Annotated in this window: 15 protein-coding genes; 8 read left to right on the forward strand and 7 right to left on the reverse strand. The window is 55.4% G+C overall.

Features of this window, described 5'->3' with window-relative positions:
- Nucleotides 1-119: 119 nt before the first annotated feature.
- On the reverse strand, nucleotides 120-1,688 hold the full coding sequence (gene cueO, locus NQ230_RS19360) for a multicopper oxidase CueO (RefSeq protein WP_257258716.1): 1,569 nt from the start codon (nucleotides 1,686-1,688) through the stop codon (nucleotides 120-122).
- A 145-nt stretch (nucleotides 1,689-1,833) separates the two neighbouring features.
- Here cueO and NQ230_RS19365 point away from each other — a divergent pair, with 145 nt between their 5' ends.
- From NQ230_RS19365 to speD, 3 genes are all read left to right on the forward strand, one after another.
- Nucleotides 1,834-2,181 carry a YacC family pilotin-like protein gene (locus NQ230_RS19365; protein ID WP_121425082.1) on the forward strand — a complete coding sequence of 116 codons (348 nt, stop codon included), beginning with the start codon at nucleotides 1,834-1,836 and terminating at the stop codon, nucleotides 2,179-2,181.
- A 114-nt stretch (nucleotides 2,182-2,295) separates the two neighbouring features.
- The gene (gene speE, locus NQ230_RS19370; protein ID WP_047071009.1) at nucleotides 2,296-3,165 is read left to right on the forward strand and encodes a polyamine aminopropyltransferase; all 870 of its coding nucleotides are present in this window, start codon (nucleotides 2,296-2,298) and stop codon (nucleotides 3,163-3,165) included.
- Nucleotides 3,166-3,960, forward strand: coding sequence for an adenosylmethionine decarboxylase (speD, locus tag NQ230_RS19375; RefSeq protein ID WP_023334531.1), 795 nt, complete (start codon nucleotides 3,166-3,168; stop codon nucleotides 3,958-3,960).
- Nucleotides 3,961-3,991: 31 nt separating this feature from the next.
- On the opposite strand, the gene yacL is transcribed toward speD, so the two are convergent.
- Both yacL and acnB read right to left on the reverse strand, forming a co-directional pair.
- Nucleotides 3,992-4,354 (reverse strand): protein YacL, encoded by a 363-nt coding sequence (gene yacL, locus NQ230_RS19380; protein ID WP_023310423.1) that lies wholly within the window; start codon nucleotides 4,352-4,354, stop codon nucleotides 3,992-3,994.
- Between the two features lie 182 nt (nucleotides 4,355-4,536).
- Complete coding sequence (gene acnB / locus NQ230_RS19385) at nucleotides 4,537-7,134, reverse strand: bifunctional aconitate hydratase 2/2-methylisocitrate dehydratase (protein WP_023334530.1); 2,598 nt, start codon at nucleotides 7,132-7,134, stop codon at nucleotides 4,537-4,539.
- Nucleotides 7,135-8,025: 891 nt separating this feature from the next.
- Here acnB and NQ230_RS19390 point away from each other — a divergent pair.
- Nucleotides 8,026-9,570, forward strand: a complete 1,545-nt coding sequence (locus NQ230_RS19390) for a DUF3300 domain-containing protein (protein WP_257258720.1) — start codon at nucleotides 8,026-8,028, stop codon at nucleotides 9,568-9,570.
- Nucleotides 9,571-9,580: 10 nt separating this feature from the next.
- Complete coding sequence (locus NQ230_RS19395; RefSeq protein ID WP_193941193.1) at nucleotides 9,581-10,372, forward strand: DUF2950 family protein; 792 nt, start codon at nucleotides 9,581-9,583, stop codon at nucleotides 10,370-10,372.
- 53 nt (nucleotides 10,373-10,425) lie between these two features.
- Here NQ230_RS19395 and lpdA read toward each other — a convergent pair whose 3' ends face one another.
- From lpdA to pdhR, 4 genes are all read right to left on the reverse strand, one after another.
- The gene (gene lpdA, locus NQ230_RS19400) at nucleotides 10,426-11,850 is read right to left on the reverse strand and encodes a dihydrolipoyl dehydrogenase (RefSeq protein ID WP_003856313.1); all 1,425 of its coding nucleotides are present in this window, start codon (nucleotides 11,848-11,850) and stop codon (nucleotides 10,426-10,428) included.
- A 175-nt stretch (nucleotides 11,851-12,025) separates the two neighbouring features.
- Entirely contained in the window at nucleotides 12,026-13,921 is a 1,896-nt protein-coding gene (aceF, locus tag NQ230_RS19405; RefSeq protein ID WP_159515525.1) for a pyruvate dehydrogenase complex dihydrolipoyllysine-residue acetyltransferase, read from the reverse strand.
- A gap of 14 nt (nucleotides 13,922-13,935) precedes the next feature.
- Entirely contained in the window at nucleotides 13,936-16,599 is a 2,664-nt protein-coding gene (aceE, locus tag NQ230_RS19410; RefSeq protein WP_257258722.1) for a pyruvate dehydrogenase (acetyl-transferring), homodimeric type, read from the reverse strand.
- Nucleotides 16,600-16,722: 123 nt separating this feature from the next.
- Nucleotides 16,723-17,487, reverse strand: coding sequence for a pyruvate dehydrogenase complex transcriptional repressor PdhR (gene pdhR, locus NQ230_RS19415; protein ID WP_008501960.1), 765 nt, complete (start codon nucleotides 17,485-17,487; stop codon nucleotides 16,723-16,725).
- A 537-nt stretch (nucleotides 17,488-18,024) separates the two neighbouring features.
- Between pdhR and aroP the strand changes: the two genes are divergently transcribed.
- The 3 genes from aroP (at nucleotide 18,025) to NQ230_RS19430 (ending at nucleotide 21,918) form a co-directional block, all read left to right on the forward strand.
- The gene (aroP, locus tag NQ230_RS19420) at nucleotides 18,025-19,395 is read left to right on the forward strand and encodes an aromatic amino acid transporter AroP (protein ID WP_121425028.1); all 1,371 of its coding nucleotides are present in this window, start codon (nucleotides 18,025-18,027) and stop codon (nucleotides 19,393-19,395) included.
- A gap of 164 nt (nucleotides 19,396-19,559) precedes the next feature.
- A complete protein-coding gene (locus NQ230_RS19425; RefSeq protein WP_257258724.1) occupies nucleotides 19,560-20,957 on the forward strand; it encodes a glycoside-pentoside-hexuronide (GPH):cation symporter in 1,398 nt (465 codons plus the stop codon).
- 10 nt (nucleotides 20,958-20,967) lie between these two features.
- Entirely contained in the window at nucleotides 20,968-21,918 is a 951-nt protein-coding gene (locus NQ230_RS19430) for a glycoside hydrolase family 43 protein (protein WP_257258725.1), read from the forward strand.
- Nucleotides 21,919-21,923 lie beyond the last annotated feature (5 nt).

Here is a 21,923-nt window from a genome sequence, read left to right on the forward strand (position 1 = left end):
CGGCTACGCCTTACCCGGCCTACGGAAAGATGCAAAACGGCAACCTCGGTTGCCGTTTTTGTGTTTATTCCCTCTCCCCGTGGGAGAGGGCCAGGGTGAGGGCATCAGGCCGCACTGTTTTAAACAGTGAACCCGAGCATCATCCCCGTATCCTCATGCTCCAGCAGGTGGCAGTGCGCCATATAGGCAAACTCCTTCGGCGCGTCGTGGTCAAACTTAACCAGCACCTCGCTGACGCTGCCTTCCACTCTCACCGTATCTTTCCAGCCCGCGCGATGCGCATCCGGCGCTTTGCCGTTCTCTGAAAGAATGCGGAACTGGGTGCCGTGGATGTGGAACGGGTGCAGCATCATGTCCCCTTCGCCTGAAATCACCCAGCGCTCAAACTGGCCCTTTGTCGCAGCAAACATCGGCGTGTTCATGTCGAACGCTTTGCCGTTGATCGTATTGGCGTTGTGGAAATCAAAGCCATGGTCGCCGTGATTCATATTCCCCATGCCGCCCATTTTCCCATGGTCCATATTCATATGGCCCATCATCTGCCCGTGGTGCATCCCCGCCATCGCCTTATCGCCATATTTCGCCATCAGCGCCTGCATGCCCATCATATCGAGCATCGGGTTCATGGAGAGCTGCAGCTTGCGCTGCGTAAGCCCGTCAAGCGACGGGAGCGCTGGCAGCGTGGTTAACGTATCAGGCAGCGTGCCGGAAGCGGCCACCAGCAATGGCTGAATACGCAGCACCGGATGCGGCTTATCAAACGGTGCGACCGCCATCCCCATCTGGCTTACCGGCAGGGTTACGAGGTCAAACGGCTTGCCGTCGCTGATGTCCACCAGCACCTCAAAGCGTTCGCCCATCAGCATCGGCAGCTCGCTCACCTTCACCGGCTCCGGCAGCAGGCCGCCGTCGCTCGCTACCACGTACAGCGGGCGCTTATCGCTGGCGGCGAAATTGAGAGAGCGGGCATTACAGCCGTTGAGCAGGCGCAGGCGCAGCCAGCCTTTCGGCGCGGCGTGCTGGGGGTAAATGGCGCCGTTGGTCAGCAGCGTGTCGCCAAACCAGCCTACCGCCGCGCTCATCACGTCCAGCTGATAGTCAATTTGCCCGTCAGCGTTGAATTTCTTGTCCTGCACAATCACCGGAACGTCGTCGATGCCCCACTGTTTCGGCAGGCGCAGCATGCGGCTTTCGTCGTCTTCAATCAGCACCAGCCCCGCCAGCCCCATCGCCACCTGATGGCCCGTTTTGCCATGCTGATGCGGGTGGAACCAGCAGGTCGCCGCGCGCTGGTCAGGCGTAAAGGTGACGCTGCGCGTGCCGCCCGCTTTGATGATGCCCTGCGGGCCCCCGTCCACCTCGCCCGGCACTTCCAGCCCGTGCCAGTGCAGCGTCGTCTCTTCCGACAGCGTGTTATGGATATCGACGGTAACGGTTTTTCCTTTGCGCAGCTGGAGCGCCGGGCCAAGGAGATTTCCGTTATAACCCCAGGTTGTGGCGGTATTTGCACCAAAGGTCGTTTTGCCCGATTGCATCACAAGCTGGATACGGCTTCGCGCATCAGCGGTCACTAAGTCAGGGATAGGTAAGGCAGGCCTGTCAGCCGCGAAAACCGCGCGGCTCCAGAGAGGTAATGCGCTGGCAGCCCCCAGCACAGCGGAATATTTTAAAAAATCACGACGTTGCATGTTCATTTCCTTATTTCCAGCAGGCGATCTTTTGAGCATAAACCCTCCCCTTACCGGAAGGTCAAGTCAAGCGGCAATAATAAAGATCGTCGCACCGGCATCAAGTATGCTAACGTTAATTTTCCGTGAAGAAGTGGTAGAAGCAATGAAGATGTTTTTCAGGACAATTTTGTTCGGTAGCCTGATGGCGATGTGTGCGAACAGCTATGCGCTAAGTGAAAATGAAGCGGAAGATATGGCCGATTTAACGGCGGTTTTTGTATTCCTGAAAAATGATTGTGGCTACCAGAATTTACCCAACGGGCAAATTCGCCGCGCGCTGGTCTTTTTTGCCCAGCAGAACCAGTGGGATCTCAGCAACTACGACAGCTTCGACATGAAGGCGCTCGGCGAAGACAGCTACCGTGACCTAAGCGGTATTGGTATTCCCACGGCCAAAAAATGCAAAGCGCTGGCTCGTGATTCACTCAGCCTGCTCGCCTACGTCAAATAACCTTCCCGACGCCTCCTGTTGAACCTCTGGCCGTGCAACCACGGTTAGAGTTAGCTATCATGTTTCGCTCATTTTTTGTGAGCGTAATGGATGTTTACACAGGAGGAGTTCGCTATGGCCGACCACACGTTGTGGCATGAAACACTGCATGACCAGTTTGGTCAGTACTTTGCCGTTGATAACGTGCTCTATCATGAGAAAACCGATCACCAGGATCTGATCATCTTCGAGAATGCCGCCTTTGGCCGCGTCATGGCGCTGGACGGCGTCGTGCAAACGACCGAGCGAGATGAGTTTATCTATCATGAGATGATGACCCACGTCCCGCTGCTGGCGCACGGTCACGCGAAGCATGTCCTGATTATCGGCGGTGGCGACGGCGCAATGCTGCGTGAAGTGTCCCGCCATCGTTCCATTGAAACCATCACCATGGTGGAAATCGACGCGGGTGTCGTCTCTTTCTGCCGCCAGTACCTGCCCAACCACAATGCCGGTAGCTATGACGATCCGCGCTTTAATCTGGTTATCGACGACGGCGTCAATTTTGTTAACCAGACCACGCAAACGTTTGACGTCATTATCTCCGACTGCACCGACCCTATCGGCCCCGGCGCGTCGCTGTTTACCTCATCCTTCTACGAAGGCTGCAAGCGCTGCCTGAACCCGGGCGGGATCTTCGTCGCACAAAATGGCGTCTGCTTCCTGCAGCAGGATGAAGCGCTCGACAGCCATCGTAAGTTAAGCACCTATTTCGATGATGTCAGCTTCTATCAGGCGGCCATTCCGACGTATTACGGCGGGATCATGACCTTTGCCTGGGCGACGGATAACGACGTATTACGCCATCTCTCCACCGAAATTATTCAGGCCCGCTTCCATCAGGCCGGTCTTCAGTGCCGATACTACAATCCGGCTATTCATACCGCAGCGTTTGCGCTGCCGCAGTACCTGCAAGACGCATTATCCACTAAGGGGGTGAGCTAATTGAAAAAGCTTAAACTGCATGGCTTTAACAACCTGACGAAAAGCCTGAGTTTTTGTATTTACGATATCTGCTATGCCAAAACAGCGGAAGAACGCGATGGTTACATCGCCTATATCGACGAACTCTACAACGCCAACCGTCTGACCGAGATCCTGTCAGAAACCTGTTCCATTATTGGCGCAAACATCCTGAACATCGCCCGGCAGGATTATGAACCCCAGGGCGCCAGCGTGACCATACTGGTCAGCGAAGAGCCGGTCGATCCTAAGCTTATCGACAAAACTGAACATCCGGGCCCGCTGCCGGAAGTGGTCGTGGCCCACCTGGATAAAAGCCATATCTGCGTACATACCTACCCGGAGAGTCACCCGGAAGGCGGGCTGTGTACGTTCCGCGCCGATATCGAAGTGTCGACCTGCGGCGTGATTTCCCCGCTGAACGCGCTGAACTATTTAATTCACCAGTTGGAATCGGATATCGTCACCATTGATTATCGCGTGCGTGGTTTCACCCGTGATATCAACGGCATGAAGCACTTCATCGACCACGAGATCAACTCCATCCAGAACTTTATGTCCGACGACATGAAATCGCTGTACGACATGATGGACGTGAACGTGTATCAGGAAAACATCTTCCATACCAAGATGTTACTTAAGGAATTCGACCTTAAGCACTATATGTTCCACACGAAGCCGGAAGATTTGAGCGAAGAAGAGCGTAAGGCAATTACTGACCTGCTCTGGAAAGAGATGCGCGAGATCTACTACGGCCGCAATATTCCGGCCGTGTAAAAGCAAACCGGAGCAGGGATGCTCCGGTCTGTTATTTCTGTTTCATGAAGTCACGGTAGGCATTTACCACCTGAAGGAAATCCTCTACGCCGCACATCGACAGGCTCTCTTCGTCGTAGTAGCTCATCCCCTCTTCCATCTCGTCACCTGAAAACTCGAGCTGGTTGGCACGCACCATGACCTCTTCACCGTCCATCCACAGCGTGTATTCATGCCCGGCGCGCTGCCAGGAGCGTTCACTGCCTTTCACCGTATTTGCCGCCTGTTCAACCTCATCAAGAAGTGCGAGATTTTCTTTCACCTCTTCGTTAAACCAGTGTCCAACGGCTTCGTGGCCCATCGACATACGCACTTTCACCACTCCGGTGATGTCGCGCAGAAATTCGTAATCCATAGTGTTTTCCTCTGCAAAGCCATTAGGGTAATTATCGCAGCAGCGAGGAAGAAAAAAAGCGTGAGAGGTGGGAGGAATGAAAATAAAAAAGCCCCTCACCTTAACCCTCTCCCCAAAGGGGAGAGGGAACTGGGCTCCCCTCGCCCCTTCGGGGAGAGGGGCTGGGGGTGAGGGGTTGGTTTTTATACTGCCGTCTGGAAGATAACCCCGTCGGCCTTCTCGGTGTACTGAGAGAGCTGGTCGAAGTTCAGATAGCGATAGGTATCCACCGCAGTCTTATCCACCTGAGCCACAAAGGTCTGGTACTCTTCCGGCGTTGGCAGTTTGCCAATCAGCGCCGCAACCGCCGCCAGCTCCGCAGAGGCCAGGAAGACGTTTGCACCGGTACCTAAACGGTTCGGGAAGTTACGGGTAGAGGTGGAGACCACCGTCGCACCGTCCGCTACGCGCGCCTGGTTGCCCATGCACAGGGAACAGCCAGGGATTTCGATACGCGCGCCGCTCTTACCAAACACGCTGTAGTAGCCCTCTTCGGTCAGCTGAGCCGCGTCCATACGGGTTGGCGGCGCCACCCACAGACGGGTTGGCAGCTGGCCTTTGTGGGTATCCAGAAGCTTACCGGCGGCACGGAAGTGACCGATGTTGGTCATGCAGGAACCGATAAACACTTCGTCGATCTTCTCGCCCTGCACTTCAGACAGCGGACGCGCGTCGTCCGGATCGTTCGGTGCACACAGGATTGGCTCTTTGATATCCGCCAGATCGATGTCGATCACCGCCGCGTAGTCTGCGTCAGCATCAGCTTCCAGCAGCTGCGGATCGGCCAGCCATTTTTCCATGCCCTGGATACGACGCTCCAGCGTACGACGGTCGCCGTAGCCTTCTGCAATCATCCACTTCAGCAGCACGATGTTAGAGTTCAGATACTCAATAATCGGCTCTTTGTTCAGCTTGATGGTACAGCCCGCCGCAGAACGCTCGGCGGAAGCATCGGTCAGCTCGAACGCCTGCTCCACTTTCAGATCCGGCAGACCTTCAATTTCCAGGATGCGGCCAGAGAAGATGTTTTTCTTCCCTTTCTTCTCAACGGTCAGCAGGCCCTGTTTAATCGCATACAGCGGGATCGCGTGAACCAGGTCGCGCAGGGTGATACCCGGCTGCATTTTACCTTTGAAGCGCACCAGCACCGATTCCGGCATATCCAGCGGCATCACGCCGGTCGCAGCAGCAAACGCCACCAGACCGGAGCCCGCCGGGAAAGAGATACCGATTGGGAAACGGGTATGGGAGTCACCGCCGGTACCCACGGTATCCGGCAGCAGCATGCGGTTCAGCCAGGAGTGGATGACGCCGTCACCCGGACGCAGAGACACGCCGCCGCGGTTCATGATGAAGTCTGGCAGCGTGTGGTGCGTGGTCACGTCAACCGGCTTCGGATAGGCCGCCGTGTGGCAGAAGGACTGCATCACCAGATCAGAAGAGAAGCCCAGGCACGCCAGGTCTTTCAGTTCGTCACGGGTCATTGGGCCAGTGGTGTCCTGAGAGCCTACGGAGGTCATTTTCGGTTCGCAGTATGCGCCCGGACGCACGCCGGCGACGCCGCATGCGCGACCGACCATTTTCTGCGCCAGAGAGTAGCCGCGGCTGCTTTCCGCCACATCTTTCGCCTGACGGAACACGTCGGAGTGCGGCAGACCGAGCGCTTCACGCGCTTTGGTAGTCAGGCCACGACCGATGATCAGCGGGATACGGCCACCGGCGCGCACTTCGTCGATCAGCACGTCGGTTTTCAGCTCGAAGCTTGCCAGCAGCTCGTTGGTTTCGTGGTTACGCACTTCACCTTTGTACGGGTAAACGTCAATCACGTCGCCCATGTTCAGGTTAGAAACATCCACTTCAATCGGCAGTGCGCCCGCATCTTCCATGGTGTTAAAGAAGATTGGTGCAATTTTGCCGCCAAGGCACAGGCCACCGCCGCGCTTGTTCGGCACGTGCGGAATGTCGTCGCCCATGAACCACAGCACGGAGTTGGTTGCGGACTTACGGGAAGAACCGGTACCCACAACGTCGCCCACGTAGGCCAGCGGGAACCCTTTTTTCTGCAGGGCTTCGATCTGCTTGATCGGGCCGACGCTGCCCGGCTGATCCGGCTCAATACCTTCACGGGCGTTTTTCAGCATCGCCAGGGCGTGCAGAGGGATATCCGGGCGAGACCACGCATCCGGCGCCGGAGAGAGGTCATCGGTGTTAGTTTCACCGGTCACTTTAAAGACGGTCACGGTGATTTTTTCAGCCAGAGCAGGACGGTTCAGGAACCATTCCGCATCAGCCCATGACTGCATCACCTGCTTTGCATAGACGTTACCTGCTTTGGCTTTTTCTTCTACGTCGTAGAAGTTATCGAACATCAGCAGCGTGGAAGAGAGCGCTTTAGCGGCAATCGGTGCCAGCTTGTCGTTATCCAGCGCGTCAATCAGCGGATGAATGTTGTAACCACCCTGCATGGTGCCGAGCAGTTCAATGGCTTTTTCAGGAGTAACCAGTGGGGAGGTGGCTTCGCCTTTGGCGATAGCAGCAAGGAATCCGGCTTTTACATAGGCAGCTTCATCTACGCCAGGCGGTACGCGGTTGATCAGCAGATCTAACAGGAATTCTTCTTCGCCCTTAGGCGGGTTCTTCAGCAGCTCGACGAGCGCGGCCATTTGGGTTGCATCTAAAGGTTTGGGTACAATTCCCTCGGCGGCACGTTCTGCTACGTGCTTACGGTATTCTTCTAGCACGACGGTTCTCCTCGCTCTCATTGTCATATGCGGCGGGCGTTCTCTTCACGCTCCTGTGAGACAGCAGTTTGTAGGGTAAATGCCCGATACCGCGTCGGGCAGCATAGCAGGATTTCTGCACAGTGTTAATCCGTTTACAAAAAAGCAACATTAAAATATTTGCTGAATCGTTAAGCATGGTGTAGCGGGGAGACAAGACGAATTTTGGGGACAAAAAAACCGCCTGATAGCGGTTTATTTGTTGCCTTGCGGTGGTAGCACACCGTGTTGGCAGATTTGCGGCAACATCAACGTGAAATATTGTGCATCACCGCCAGTGAGCTTGCAAGCCACTATCACGATTTTGCGTAGCGCCTTCCCATTTCGTATGAAAGCCCATGTAATTGCATTTTTTGCCTTCTTCAGAACCATTGAATTGACTATTCTTCTCCGCGGCCTGCTCCGCTGGTGTAGCAACCAGTCACCGGGCCCGGGAGCAGTTCCGTCATCTACGCGGCAACGTCAACTTGCCTGGTTCTGCCTTTCCCGGTGGAGAATGAACCCGCGTAGCCTGTACAGGAACGCACGCAATGGAGATGCGAATCACTGCGCTGATCGTTGTGACCGGTTTACTGCTAACCGCGCTGCACGGTGGCTGGAACATATCCGACATCACGGTGCTGTTTGTCGTCAACCTCGGCAACTAGCTGCTGGCCGCTCGTAAGAGCGGCCTTCTGAATCCCCTGCGGTTTTTCCCGCATCGCATATAATTGTGTAATAAATACTCACACTCTTTATCCGGGCGTCCCGGACGCTTCCCAATAAAAGTCAAAACAGTAAAAGACGGGTGAATAATACTCACGCCAACCGTAACGCCTCACGGCACAGCGCTTGTCTCGTTGGAGTCATTTTATGAAGTTGCCCTTTAAGCCACATCTGCTCGTCCTTCTGTGCAGTGCCGGGCTGTTTGCCGCCTCAGGCGTCATGTTTGTCAAAGGTCGCGCAACGGAGCCCGCTGCGCCGGCCCCCGTCGCACAACAGCCGGCTACACCGGCAGCGCCTGCCGCAGCCCAGCCCGCCCCTGCTGTCGCGCCAGCCTACACTGCCGCGCAAATCGATCAATGGGTTGCTCCCATCGCGCTCTACCCGGATGCCCTGCTGTCGCAAATTTTAATGGCGTCGACCTATCCGGCCAACGTGATCCAGGCGGCGCAGTGGTCTAAAGACAACCCTAAAATGGAAGGGGACGCCGCGATTCAGGCCGTTGCCAGCCAGCCCTGGGATCCCAGCGTAAAATCGCTGGTCGCGTTTCCTCAGCTTATGTCCCTGATGGGTGAAAACCCGCCGTGGGTACAAAATCTGGGTGATGCGTTTCTCGCGCAGCCGAAGGACGTGATGGATTCCGTGCAACGCCTGCGCGCGCTGGCACAGAAGACCGGCGCTTTACAATGCACGCCTCAGCAGACGGTCACCACCGTGACAAAACCGGCGCCAGCGAAAACCAGCACCGCTGAGACAACGACAGCCACGACGTCCGCCCCAACGGTAATCAAAATTGAATCTGCCGATCCGCAGGTTGTTTACGTCCCTACCTATAATCCCAATACGGTTTACGGGACCTGGCCAAACACCGCCTATCCGCCCACCTATCTCCCGCCTACACCCGGGGAGCAGTTTGGTAACAGCTTCGTAAACGGTTTAGGCTTCAGCCTGGGCGTCGCCACCACCTACGCCATCTTCAGCAATATCGACTGGGATGATGATGACGACTGGGATCATCACCATGACGACTGGGATAATCACGGCGGCTATAACCGCAACGGTGATAACAACATCAATATCAACGTTGAGAACTTCAATAAAATCAGCGGACAGCGCCTGACGGACGCCAACCGCACCTGGCAGCACAACCCGGCCTATCGGGAAGGCGTGCCCTACCCGACCAACCAGCTCAACACTCGCTTCCACGCCACCAACACGGCGACAGGGCTCAGCTCAGCGCAGCAAAAACCGGTTAACCGCGATAGCCAGCGTCAGGCCGCGCTGAGCCAGATGGAGAAATCCACGGGCAAAACCTTCCCCCAAACGGCGCGAACCGGAACGAAAGACGTGCAGCGTCAGGCCTCAAGCGAACAGCTGAAGCAGATTTCGCAGCGCAATAACTACCGTGGCTACGACACCAAACCACAGACGGCGAAACGTACCACCACGCAGCAGCGAGAAAATCGCCAGACCACCGCCCAGAGACAAGAGAAACGGGTTTCGCAGCAACGCCCTCTCCAGCAGCGAAACAGCCAGCCGCGGGCCAATGCGCTGAGCGGTAACGACAGCCGCTCCGCGAACTGGCAGGCGCAGCAGCAGCGCGGCGCGCAAAGCAGGCAGCTTGCTGCTCGCCAGCAGCAGCCGCGTCAGGCGTCTGGTGGACGTGCTGAACGCCGTGAAATTCGACATCGCTAAGGGAACCGACATGAAAAGTAAATTACTCAGTGGAATGGTGTTGTTCATGCTTTCGGCCTCGGTGATGGCGCAGCAGTCCTTTAGCACACCCGCTCAGGCAACCGATGCGCTAACCAAAGCCATCAGTGAGCAAAATGAGAGCGCGATGAGCAACCTGCTCGGAGAGAACTGGCGCGATTTTCTGCCCCCTGAAGGCGTTGATCCGGATGCTGTCGACCGCTTCCTGCGCGACTGGAACGTCCGTCACAACACGGTTGTCGAAGGGGATACGGCGCATCTGGTTGTGGGAGACAGCGGCTGGCAGCTACCCATCCCGGTGATCAAAACCTCTGCCGGCTGGCAGTTCGATATCAAAGAAGGGGCTGAGGAGATCCTGACCCGCGAAATCGGACGTAACGAGCTCGCCGCCATTGAAGCCTTACATGCCTATGTTGATGCGCAGCAAAGCTATTTTGCGATGAACCAGACATACGCGCAGAAGATTGTCAGCTCGAAAGGGAAAAAAGACGGTTTGTACTGGCCAGCCTCCCCCGGCGAAGCGCCCAGCCCGCTCGGCCCGGCGTTTAGCCCGAAAGAGCCGGGTACCGGCTATCACGGCTATCGCTTTCGAATTCTGCCGGATAATCACGGTTTCGCGATGGTTGCCTGGCCGGTCAGCTATGGTCAGACGGGCGTAATGAGCTTTGTGATAAATCAGGACGACAAGGTGTACCAGTCCGATCTCGGCAGCGATTCAGAGCAGAAAGCCCGGGCGCTAGCCGCCTATAACCCTGATAAAACCTGGCAGCCGGTGGCACCCTAAACGCAGCGCATAAAAAAAGCGGCCATTGGCCGCTTTTTTTTATCTGAAGAAACTTATTTCTTCTTCGCTTTCGCGTTTGGCAGGTCGGTGATGCTGCCTTCAAACACTTCTGCCGCCAGACCCACGGACTCGTGCAGAGTCGGGTGAGCGTGGATGGTCAGCGCGATGTCTTCAGCGTCACAGCCCATTTCGATAGCCAGACCGATTTCACCCAGCAGCTCGCCGCCGTTGGTACCGACAATCGCACCACCGATGACGCGGTGAGTCTCTTTGTCGAAGATCAGTTTGGTCATACCGTCAGCGCAGTCGGACGCGATAGCACGGCCAGAAGCAGCCCACGGGAAGGTGGCGGTTTCGTAGCTGATGCCTTTCTCTTTCGCTTCTTTCTCGGTCAGACCCACCCATGCCACTTCTGGCTCGGTGTACGCGATAGATGGAATGACTTTCGGATCGAAGTAGTGCTTCATGCCGGCGATAACTTCAGCGGCAACGTGACCTTCGTGAACACCTTTGTGCGCCAGCATTGGCTGACCGACGATATCGCCGATAGCAAAGATGTGCGGCACGTTAGTGCGCAGCTGTTTGTCAACGCGGATAAAGCCACGGTCGTCCACTTCCACGCCAGCTTTGCCCGCGTCGAGGTTTTTACCGTTCGGCACACGGCCGATAGCCACCAGCACGGCGTCGTAACGCTGTGGCTCGGATGGGGCTTTTTTGCCTTCCATGGAAACGTAAATACCGTCTTCTTTCGCTTCAACGGCAGTCACTTTAGTTTCCAGCATCAGGTTGAATTTCTTGCTGATGCGTTTGGTGAAGACTTTAACGATGTCTTTGTCGGCAGCCGGGATAACCTGGTCGAACATTTCAACCACGTCGATCTCTGAACCCAGCGCATGGTACACGGTACCCATTTCCAGACCGATGATACCGCCGCCCATGACCAGCAGACGCTTAGGAACGGTTTTCAGCTCCAGAGCATCGGTGGAATCCCACACGCGTGGATCTTCATGCGGAATGAATGGCAGTTCGATTGGACGAGAGCCTGCCGCGATGATCGCGTTGTCGAAGTTGATCACGGTTTTGCCGTTTTCGCCTTCTACTTCCAGGGTGTTCGCACCGGTGAATTTACCCAGACCGTTTACCACTTTCACCTTACGGCCTTTGGCCATACCCGCCAGACCGCCGGTCAGCTGAGTGATAACTTTCTCTTTCCAGGTACGAATTTTGTCGATATCGGTTTTCGGCTCGCCGAAGACGATACCGTGTTCAGCCAGCGCTTTGGCTTCTTCGATAACTTTCGCTACGTGCAGCAGCGCTTTAGAAGGGATACAGCCGACGTTCAGACAAACACCGCCGAGGGTGCTGTAACGTTCTACGATGACGGTTTCCAGACCTAAATCCGCTGCACGGAATGCTGCGGAGTAACCTGCCGGGCCTGCCCCAAGTACTACGACCTGAGTTTTGATTTCTGTGCTCATCATGACCTCTTAATTTATACCCGTCGTCCACCGGGTCGTTCTATCCGCCCGCAGTTTACAAAATTGTTAACAATTTTGAAACAACAAACGGCTCACGAATTGTCGCTTTCGCCAATAACCTCACAAATACCATGAGATTACCAGAAAAAAGCCGGCCGACTGGCCGGCTTTTCGATTACATCACCAGGCGGCGAATGTCGCTCAGGGTGTTGTTGATGATGGTGATGAAGCGCGCACCATCAGCACCGTCGATCACGCGGTGGTCGAAGGACAGAGAGATTGGCATCATCAGACGCGGCACGAACTCTTTGCCGTTCCACACCGGCTCCATCGCGGATTTGGACACACCGAGGATAGCCACTTCCGGCGCGTTCACGATCGGCGCGAAGTGGGTGGTACCCAGGCCGCCGATGCTGGAGATAGTGAAGCAGCCGCCCTGCATTTCGCCGGCAGTCAGCTTACCATCACGCGCTTTCTTGGAGATCACGGTCAATTCACGGGACAGCTCAGTGATGCTCTTCTTGTTCACGTCTTTGAAGACCGGAACAACCAGACCATTTGGCGTATCAACCGCAACACCGATGTTGATGTATTTCTTCAGCGTCAGCTTCTGACCGTCTTCGGACAGGGAGCTGTTGAAGCGTGGCATCTGCTCAAGGGCAGCGGCAACGGCTTTCATGATGAAGACCACTGGGGTGAATTTCACGTCCAGTTTGCGCTTCTCAGCTTCAGCGTTCTGCTGTTTACGGAACGCTTCCAGATCGGTGATATCGGTTTTGTCGAAGTGCGTAACGTGCGGGATCATCACCCAGTTACGGCTCAGGTTAGCACCAGAGATTTTCTGGATGCGGCCCAGCTCCACTTCTTCGATTTCGCCGAACTTGCTGAAGTCTACTTTTGGCCATGGCAGCATGCCCGGGATACCGCCGCCAGCGGCTGCAGCAGGTGCAGCTTCGGCGCGTTTCACCGCGTCTTTCACGTAGGTCTGAACGTCTTCGCGCAGGATACGACCCTTACGGCCGGTTCCTTTCACTTTCGCCAGGTTCACACCGAACTCGCGCGCCAGGCGACGAATCAGCGGGGTCGCGTGGACGTAAGCGTCGTTTTCAGCGAACTCAGATTTTTCTGCTTTAGCAGCAGGGGCAGCGGCTGGCTTAGCAGCCTGAGCCGGTGCAGCAGCAGGGGCTGGAGCAGCCGCGGCTGCCGGAGCTGCGGCAGGCGCAGCGCCTTCCACTTCGAAGACCATGATCAGAGAGCCGGTAGACACTTTGTCGCCGGTGCTGATTTTGATCTCTTTAACGGTACCCGCGAACGGCGCAGGGACTTCCATAGAAGCCTTGTCGCCTTCAACGGTGATCAGTGACTGTTCAGCGGCAACTTTGTCGCCCACTTTCACCATCACTTCGGTGACTTCAACTTCGTCACCGCCGATATCCGGTACGTTAACGTCTTTCGCGCCGCCAGCCGCTGCTGGTGCAGCAGCCGGAGCCGGAGCAGCGGCCTGTGCTGGCGCGGCGGCGCCTTCTGCACCCGCCACTTCGAAGATCATGATAAGCGACCCGGTAGACACTTTGTCACCAGTGTTGATCTTGATTTCTTTAACGGTACCCGCGAACGGAGCCGGCACTTCCATAGAGGCTTTGTCGCCTTCTACGGTGATCAGTGACTGCTCGGCCGCAACGGTGTCGCCCACTTTCACCAGGATTTCAGTGACTTCAACTTCGTCACCGCCGATGTCAGGCACGTTCACTTCTTTCGCGCTCGCGGCAGCTGCTGGAGCAGCGGCGGCCGGAGCGGCTTTCTTCTCTTCCTGCGCAGGTGCAGCAGCTGCTGCACCGTCGGCGGAATCGAAAATCATGATCAGTTTGCCGGTCTCGGTTTTATCGCCAACAGAGACTTTGATCTCTTTAACGATGCCAGCCTGAGGAGACGGGACTTCCATAGAGGCTTTGTCGCCTTCTACAGTGATCAGCGACTGTTCAGCTTCAACTTTGTCGCCTACTTTGACCAGGATCTCGGTGATTTCAACTTCATCAGCCCCGATGTCCGGTACATTGATTTCGATAGCCATTATTCTTTTACCTCTTACGCCAGACGCGGGTTAACTTTTTCTGCATCGATGTTGAATTTGGTGATTGCGTCCGCAACCACTTTCTTATCGATTTCGCCACGTTTAGCCAGTTCGCCCAGTGCTGCTACAACCACGTAAGAAGCATCAACTTCGAAGTGGTGACGCAGGTTTTCGCGGCTGTCAGAACGACCGAATCCGTCAGTACCCAGAACGCGATAATCATCAGCTGGAACGTAAGTACGAACCTGCTCAGCGAACAGTTTCATATAGTCAGTAGACGCCACCGCTGGCGCGTCGTTCATCACCTGAGCGATGTACGGAACGCGTGGAGTTTCCATTGGGTGCAGCATGTTCCAACGCTCACAATCCTGGCCATCACGCGCCAGTTCAGTGAAGGAAGTCACAGAGTACACGTCGGAACCCACACCGTAGTCTTTCGCCAGGATCTGCGCTGCTTCACGTACGTGACGCAGGATAGAGCCGGAGCCCAGCAGCTGAACTTTACCTTTGCTACCTTCGAGGGTTTCGAGTTTGTAGATACCTTTACGGATACCTTCCTCGGCACCTGCTGGCATTGCCGGCATGTGGTAGTTTTCGTTCAGGGTGGTGATGTAGTAGTAAATGTTCTCTTGCGCTTCACCGTACATGCGCTGCAGACCGTCATGCATGATGACTGCCACTTCGTACGCGTAAGACGGGTCGTAAGAGATACAGTTAGGGATAGTCAGAGACTGAATGTGGCTGTGGCCATCTTCGTGCTGCAGACCTTCACCGTTCAGAGTCGTACGACCGGAGGTACCGCCTACCAGGAAGCCGCGAGCCTGCTGGTCGCCTGCCTGCCAGCACAGGTCACCGATACGCTGGAACCCGAACATGGAGTAGTAGATGTAGAACGGGATCATCGGCAGGTTGTTGGTGCTGTAAGAGGTCGCAGCAGCCAGCCAGGATGCGCCTGCGCCCAGCTCGTTGATACCTTCCTGCAGGATCTGACCTTTCTCGTCTTCTTTGTAGTATGCAACCTGCTCACGGTCCTGCGGGGTGTACTGCTGGCCGTTCGGGCTGTAGATACCGATCTGACGGAACAGACCTTCCATACCGAAAGTACGCGCTTCGTCGGCGATGATTGGAACCAGACGATCTTTGATCGACTTGTTCTTCAGCATCACGTTCAGGGCACGAACGAAAGCGATAGTGGTAGAGATCTCTTTGTTCTGCTCTTCCAGCAGCTGAGAGAAGTCTTCCAGCGCTGGCAGTTCCAGCTTCTCGGTGAAGTTTGGCTGACGAGCTGGCAGGTAGCCTTTCAGCGCCTGACGACGTTCGTGCAGGTACTTGTGCTCTTCAGAACCTTCCGGGAAGGTGATGTAAGACAGGTTTTCTACCTGCTCATCGGTCACTGGAACGTTGAAACGGTCGCGGATATAACGCACGCCGTCCATGTTCATTTTCTTAACCTGGTGAGCGATGTTTTTACCTTCTGCGGTATCACCCATGCCGTAACCTTTGATGGTATGGGCCAGGATTACAGTCGCTTTACCTTTGGTTTCGCGCGCTTTTTTCAGTGCAGCGTAGACTTTCTTCGGATCGTGACCACCGCGGTTCAGAGCCCAGATCTGCTCATCAGTCCAGTCTGCAACCAGTGCTGCGGTTTCAGGATATTTACCGAAGAAGTGCTCACGAACATAGGCACCGTCTTTGGATTTGAAGGTCTGGTAGTCACCGTCAACGGTTTCGTTCATCAGCTGGATCAGTTTGCCGCTGGTGTCTTTACGCAGCAGCTCATCCCAACGACCGCCCCACATGACTTTGATCACGTTCCAGCCAGCACCAGCGAAGATGCCTTCCAGTTCGTTGATGATCTTGCCGTTACCGGTTACCGGACCATCCAGACGCTGCAGGTTACAGTTGATGATGAAGCACAGGTTGTCCAGCTTCTCACGGGTAGCGATGGTGATCGCACCTTTGGATTCTGGCTCATCCATTTCGCCGTCGCCCAGGAAGGCGTAAACGGTCTGCTCAGAGGTGTCTTTCAGACCACGGTGTTCCAGGTATTTCAGGAATTTAGCCTGATAGATCGCACCGATTGGGCCCAGACCCATAGATACGGTCGGGAACTGCCAGAATTCAGGCATCAGTTTAGGGTGCGGGTAAGAAGACAGACCTTTACCGTGAACTTCCTGACGGAAGTTGTTCATCTGCTCTTCAGTCAGACGACCTTCCAGGAATGCACGTGCGTAGATGCCCGGAGAGATGTGGCCCTGGAAGTACACCAGATCGCCGCCGTCTTTCTCGTTCGCTGCACGGAAGAAGTGGTTGAAGCACACTTCGTAAACGGTTGCAGAAGACTGGAAGGACGCCATGTGGCCACCCAGTTCCAGGTCTTTCTTGGATGCGCGCAGAACGGTCATGATGGCGTTCCAGCGGATTGCAGAACGGATACGACGTTCCAGATCCAGATTGCCCGGGTATTCCGGTTCGTCTTCGACGGCAATCGTGTTTACGTAGTTGCTAGCCCCTGCACCTGAAGCAACCTTCACACCGCCTTTGCGGGCTTCAGAAAGCAGCTGATCAATCAGATACTGAGCGCGCTCAACACCTTCTTCACGGATGACCGATTCGATCGCCTGTAGCCAGTCGCGAGTTTCGATCGGATCCACGTCATTTTGGAGACGTTCTGACATGGGGGTATTCCTTATCTATCTAATACGTTGATTTGTCTGGAACCTGTCCCATTGTGCTCTTGGGTAAGAACACAATAAGACAGGTTCTGCGTTTAGTTGCCGCGCTCTAAAAGTACCTGGCGCTTAATCCTTTCGTTGCTGTATGCGGCGTAATGAACGTTCGCGACGCGATTGTTCACGGCTGCGGTCCAGCAAGATTTCCTCAATGAAAGCCAGATGGCGGTGCGACGCTTCGCGCGCCTGCTCCGGTTCCCCGGCCATTATCGCCTCGAATACTCGGGTGCGATGGTTGCTTACCAGTGGGAGCATGTCCCGACGGGCATACAACAATTCAAAATTCTGACGAACGTTCTGGGCCAGCATGGGCTCCATGCAGCGTAGCAGATGGAGGAGCACCACGTTGTGGGCCGCTTCGGTGACGGCAATTTGATACTGGACGACGGCGCTGGACTCGGCGTCTAAGTCGCCGGACTGCTGTGCCCGTTCAATGGCCTGATGCAGCTCGCGGATACGCACGCGATCTTCATCAGTGCTGCGAAGGGCGGCGTAATAGGCCGCAATACCTTCAAGCGCGTGACGGGTCTCAAGCAGGTCAAACTGGGATTCTGGGTGGTCAGAGAGAAGTTCTACCAGCGGATCGCTGAAGCTCTGCCACAGGCTGTTTTGCACAAAGGTTCCGCCGCCCTGGCGACGAAGCAGCAAGCCCTTTGCTTCGAGACGTTGAATCGCCTCACGCAGAGAGGGACGTGAAACGTCGAACTGTTTTGCCAGCTCGCGTTCTGGCGGAAGTTTCTCACCCGGGCGCAGAGTCCCTTCGAGGATTAAAAACTCCAGCTGCTGCTCAATCACATCAGATAGTTTTGGTTGGCGAATTTTGCTGTAGGCCATATTCCCTGTCTTACGCCTTTTTGCCCGGAGTCAATTGGTCTTACCAATTTCTATTTCGTATCGCTAAAGTAACAAAGTATTCACCTTCTGTCCATATTGGTTTTGATTGAAATCAGTAAACCCTGCACATTTTAACAACCTTACAGAAATAACGTTTCAGAAATGTAACTTTGCACAAATGAGTTGATTACTCCTTAAGAGGGAGTTTTAACCATAATGAAACGAGGGTTTTTGCAATCTGAAGCGATTCAACAAGGCAAATAATGAAAATTCGCCCACTTATGGCGCATTTCTATTCTATAGGTTGGGTTAGGAAGAATAAGCGGGACGATTTACAAATGCTTTCTTTTTATTCAAGTCGTCATCACCCCTTCATAAAGCAGGTGCATTCACAGGCGCTTACCACTATTCTTTCGCTTACGGAAGTCATCTCCGCTTTTTTCGGTCTCGTTAACCGTAAAGAAATAAATACAGAATATGGATTTTCATAATTACACACGCACAGCGTGAATATAACAACCACACACGAGGTTTCAAATGGAAGCTCAACAGCACGGCGATCAGCTAAAGCGCGGGCTTAAAAACCGCCATATTCAGCTCATCGCACTGGGCGGTGCGATTGGTACCGGCCTGTTTCTGGGCAGCGCGTCCGTTATCCAGTCAGCCGGTCCCGGCATTATTTTGGGTTACGCGATAGCCGGTTTTATTGCCTTTCTGATTATGCGCCAACTGGGTGAAATGGTCGTTGAAGAGCCGGTCGCAGGCTCCTTCAGCCACTTTGCCTATAAATACTGGGGCAGCTTTGCCGGTTTCGCATCGGGCTGGAACTACTGGGTGCTGTACGTTCTGGTTGCCATGGCTGAGCTTACCGCCGTCGGGAAATACATTCAGTTCTGGTACCCCGAGATCCCAACCTGGGCCTCCGCAGCGGCTTTCTTCGTCATTATTAACGCCATTAACCTGACCAACGTAAAAGTATTCGGGGAAATGGAGTTCTGGTTTGCCATTATTAAGGTGATTGCCGTAGTGGCGATGATCATCTTCGGCGGCTGGCTGCTGTTCAGCGGCAACGGCGGCCCGCAGGCAACCGTGCGCAACCTCTGGGAACAGGGCGGATTCCTGCCTCACGGCATGACGGGCCTGGTGATGATGATGGCTATCATTATGTTCTCCTTCGGCGGCCTGGAGCTGGTGGGCATCACCGCCGCGGAAGCCGACAACCCGGAGCAGAGCATTCCAAAAGCCACTAACCAGGTTATCTACCGCATTCTGATCTTCTATGTGGGCTCGCTGGCCGTGCTGCTCTCCCTGCTGCCGTGGACCCGCGTGACCGCCGACACCAGCCCGTTTGTGCTGATCTTCCACGAGCTGGGCGACACCTTTGTCGCTAACGCCCTGAACATCGTGGTGCTGACCGCAGCGCTCTCCGTTTACAACAGCTGCGTGTACTGCAACAGCCGCATGCTCTTCGGCCTGGCCCAGCAGGGCAACGCGCCAAAAGCGCTGCTCAACGTCGATAAGCGCGGCGTGCCGGTAAACACCATTCTGGTTTCGGCAGTCGTGACCGCGCTGTGCGTGCTCATTAACTACCTGGCACCGGAATCGGCGTTTGGTCTGCTGATGGCGCTGGTGGTCTCAGCCCTGGTCATCAACTGGGCGATGATCAGCCTGGCGCACATGAAGTTCCGCCGCGCCAAGCAGCAGCAGGGCGTCACCACCCGCTTCCCTGCCCTGCTTTACCCGCTGGGCAACTGGGTGTGCCTGGTGTTCATGGCGGCCGTGCTGGTGATCATGCTGATCACCCCGGGTATGGCGATTTCCGTCTACCTGATCCCGGTCTGGATTGCGATCCTGGGCGTTGGCTATCTCTTCAGCCAGAAAAGCCGTAATGCCATGAAGGCCCACTAAGCCTCTCTCCGCGGCGCCTGCTTTTGCGGGTGCCGCGCGTTGTTACCTCCCTCACACTTTCACGCCCACAGCGCATTTATCCATATCACCGCCCTGATACTGCAACGCATATATTCCTTTGCCAGCAAATAATTCTCTCCATACCGTAAACCGGAGAGCTGTCGATGGATAACAACAAACTGTCTGTAAAAGAAAAGATCGGCTATGGAATGGGTGACGCGGGATGCAACATCATCTTCGGCGCCATCATGTTGTTTGTTAACTATTTCTATACGGATATTTTTGGCCTCGCGCCTGCGCTGGTCGGCGTGCTGCTGCTGTCCGTCCGCGTGATTGACGCCGTAACGGACCCGATTATGGGGGCGATTGCCGACCGTACCCGCAGTAAATATGGCCGGTTTCGTCCATGGCTGCTGTGGATTGCGTTCCCCTACGCGCTGTTCAGCATCCTGATGTTCACCACGCCAGAGTGGAGCTATAACAGCAAAGTTATCTATGCCTTTGTCACCTACTTCCTGTTGTCGCTGACCTACACGGCAATCAACATTCCCTACTGCTCGCTCGGCGGGGTGATCACCAACGATCCGAAAGAGCGCGTCGCCTGCCAGTCGTATCGCTTCGTGCTGGTCGGCATCGCCACGCTACTGCTGTCTCTGACGCTACTGCCAATGGCCGACTGGTTTGGTGGGGACAACAAGGCCAAAGGCTATCAGATGGCGATGACCGTGCTGGCGTTGATTGGAACCTGCATGTTCCTGTTCTGCTTCACCACCGTGCGCGAGCGCGTGCGCCCGGCGGTACAGACCAACGACGAGCTGAAAAACGATCTGAAAGACGTGTGGAAGAACGACCAGTGGGTACGCATTCTGCTCCTGACCCTGTGCAATGTCTGCCCGGGCTTTATCCGCATGGCGGCCACCATGTATTACGTCACCTGGGTGATGGGCCAGAGCACCCACTTCGCCACGCTGTTTATCAGCCTGGGCGTAGTCGGCATGATGCTCGGCAGCGTGCTGGCAAAAGTGCTGACCGACCGCTGGTGTAAGCTGAAGGTCTTCTTCTGGACCAACATCGTGCTGGCGATGTTCTCCTGCGCCTTCTACTTCTTCGACCCGAAAGCCACCGTCACCATCGTGGTGCTCTACTTCCTGCTGAACATCCTGCACCAGATCCCGTCACCGCTGCACTGGTCGCTGATGGCCGACGTGGACGACTACGGCGAGTGGAAGACCGGTAAACGCATCACCGGGATCAGCTTCTCCGGCAACATCTTCTTCCTGAAGCTGGGGCTGGCGATTGCCGGGGCGATGGTCGGCTTCCTGCTCTCCTGGTACGGCTATGACGCGGGCGCAAAAGCGCAAAGCGCGGACGCCATTAATGGGATCGTGCTGCTGTTTACCGTTATTCCCGGCGTTGGATACTTGATTACCGCGGGCGTGGTGCGCCTGCTGAAAGTGGACCGCGAAACCATGAAGCAGATCCAGTCCGATCTGGAAAAACGCCGCAGCAACTATCGCGAGCTGAACGACTATCAGGAACTTAAAGCCGCTGAGACTAAATAAGGAAAGCCGTATGCATAACTGGCCTAACCCGTTTATAGAACAACGCGCCGACCCGTACATTCTGCGTCATGAAGGGCAATATTATTTTATCGCCTCTGTGCCGCAGTACGACAGGCTAGCGATCCGCCGCGCCGACACGCTGGAAGGGCTACGCGACGCTGAAGAGATCGTTGTCTGGCGTAAACCCGAGAGCGGCCCGATGAGTCAGCTAATCTGGGCGCCGGAACTGCACCACATCGACGGGAAGTGGTACATCTATTTTGCCGCGACGCACACCCAGGCGCTCGACGCGCTCGGGATGTTCCAGCACCGTATGTTCGCCATTGAATGCGCGGACGGCGATCCGCTCACTGGCGCCTGGGTGGGAAAAGGGCAGATCAAAACGCCTTCCGACACCTTCGCCCTGGACGCCACCACCTTTGTTCATCAGGGGAAACGCTGGTATCTGTGGGCGCAAAAAGCACCGGATATCACCGGCAACTCCAATCTTTATCTGTGCGAAATGGAGAATCCCTGGACGCTGAAAGGCGAGCCGGTGATGCTCAGCAAGCCGGAGTATGACTGGGAGCGTCGTGGGTTCTGGGTTAACGAAGGCCCGGCGGTGCTGGTTCACGGCGATAAGCTGTTTATCAGCTATTCCGCCAGCGCCACCGACGAGAACTACTGCATGGGGCTACTGTGGATAGACCTGAATGCCGATCCGCAAAACCCGGCAAACTGGCACAAATTCCCGCGTCCAGTGTTCGTTACCAGCTATGAGAACCGCCAGTTCGGCCCGGGACACAACAGCTTTACGCAAACGCAGGAAGGGGAAGATGTGCTGGTGTATCACGCGCGCAATTACACCGAAATTGAGGGCGATCCGCTGTACGATCCGAATCGCCATACTCGCCTGAAGCTCGTCCGCTGGAATGAAAACGGGATGCCTGATTTCGGCATCCCGCCCGCGGATACGCTTTAGTTTTT

It is taken from the genome of Enterobacter asburiae (assembly GCF_024599655.1).
Classification (GTDB): Bacteria; Pseudomonadota; Gammaproteobacteria; order Enterobacterales; family Enterobacteriaceae; genus Enterobacter; species Enterobacter asburiae_D.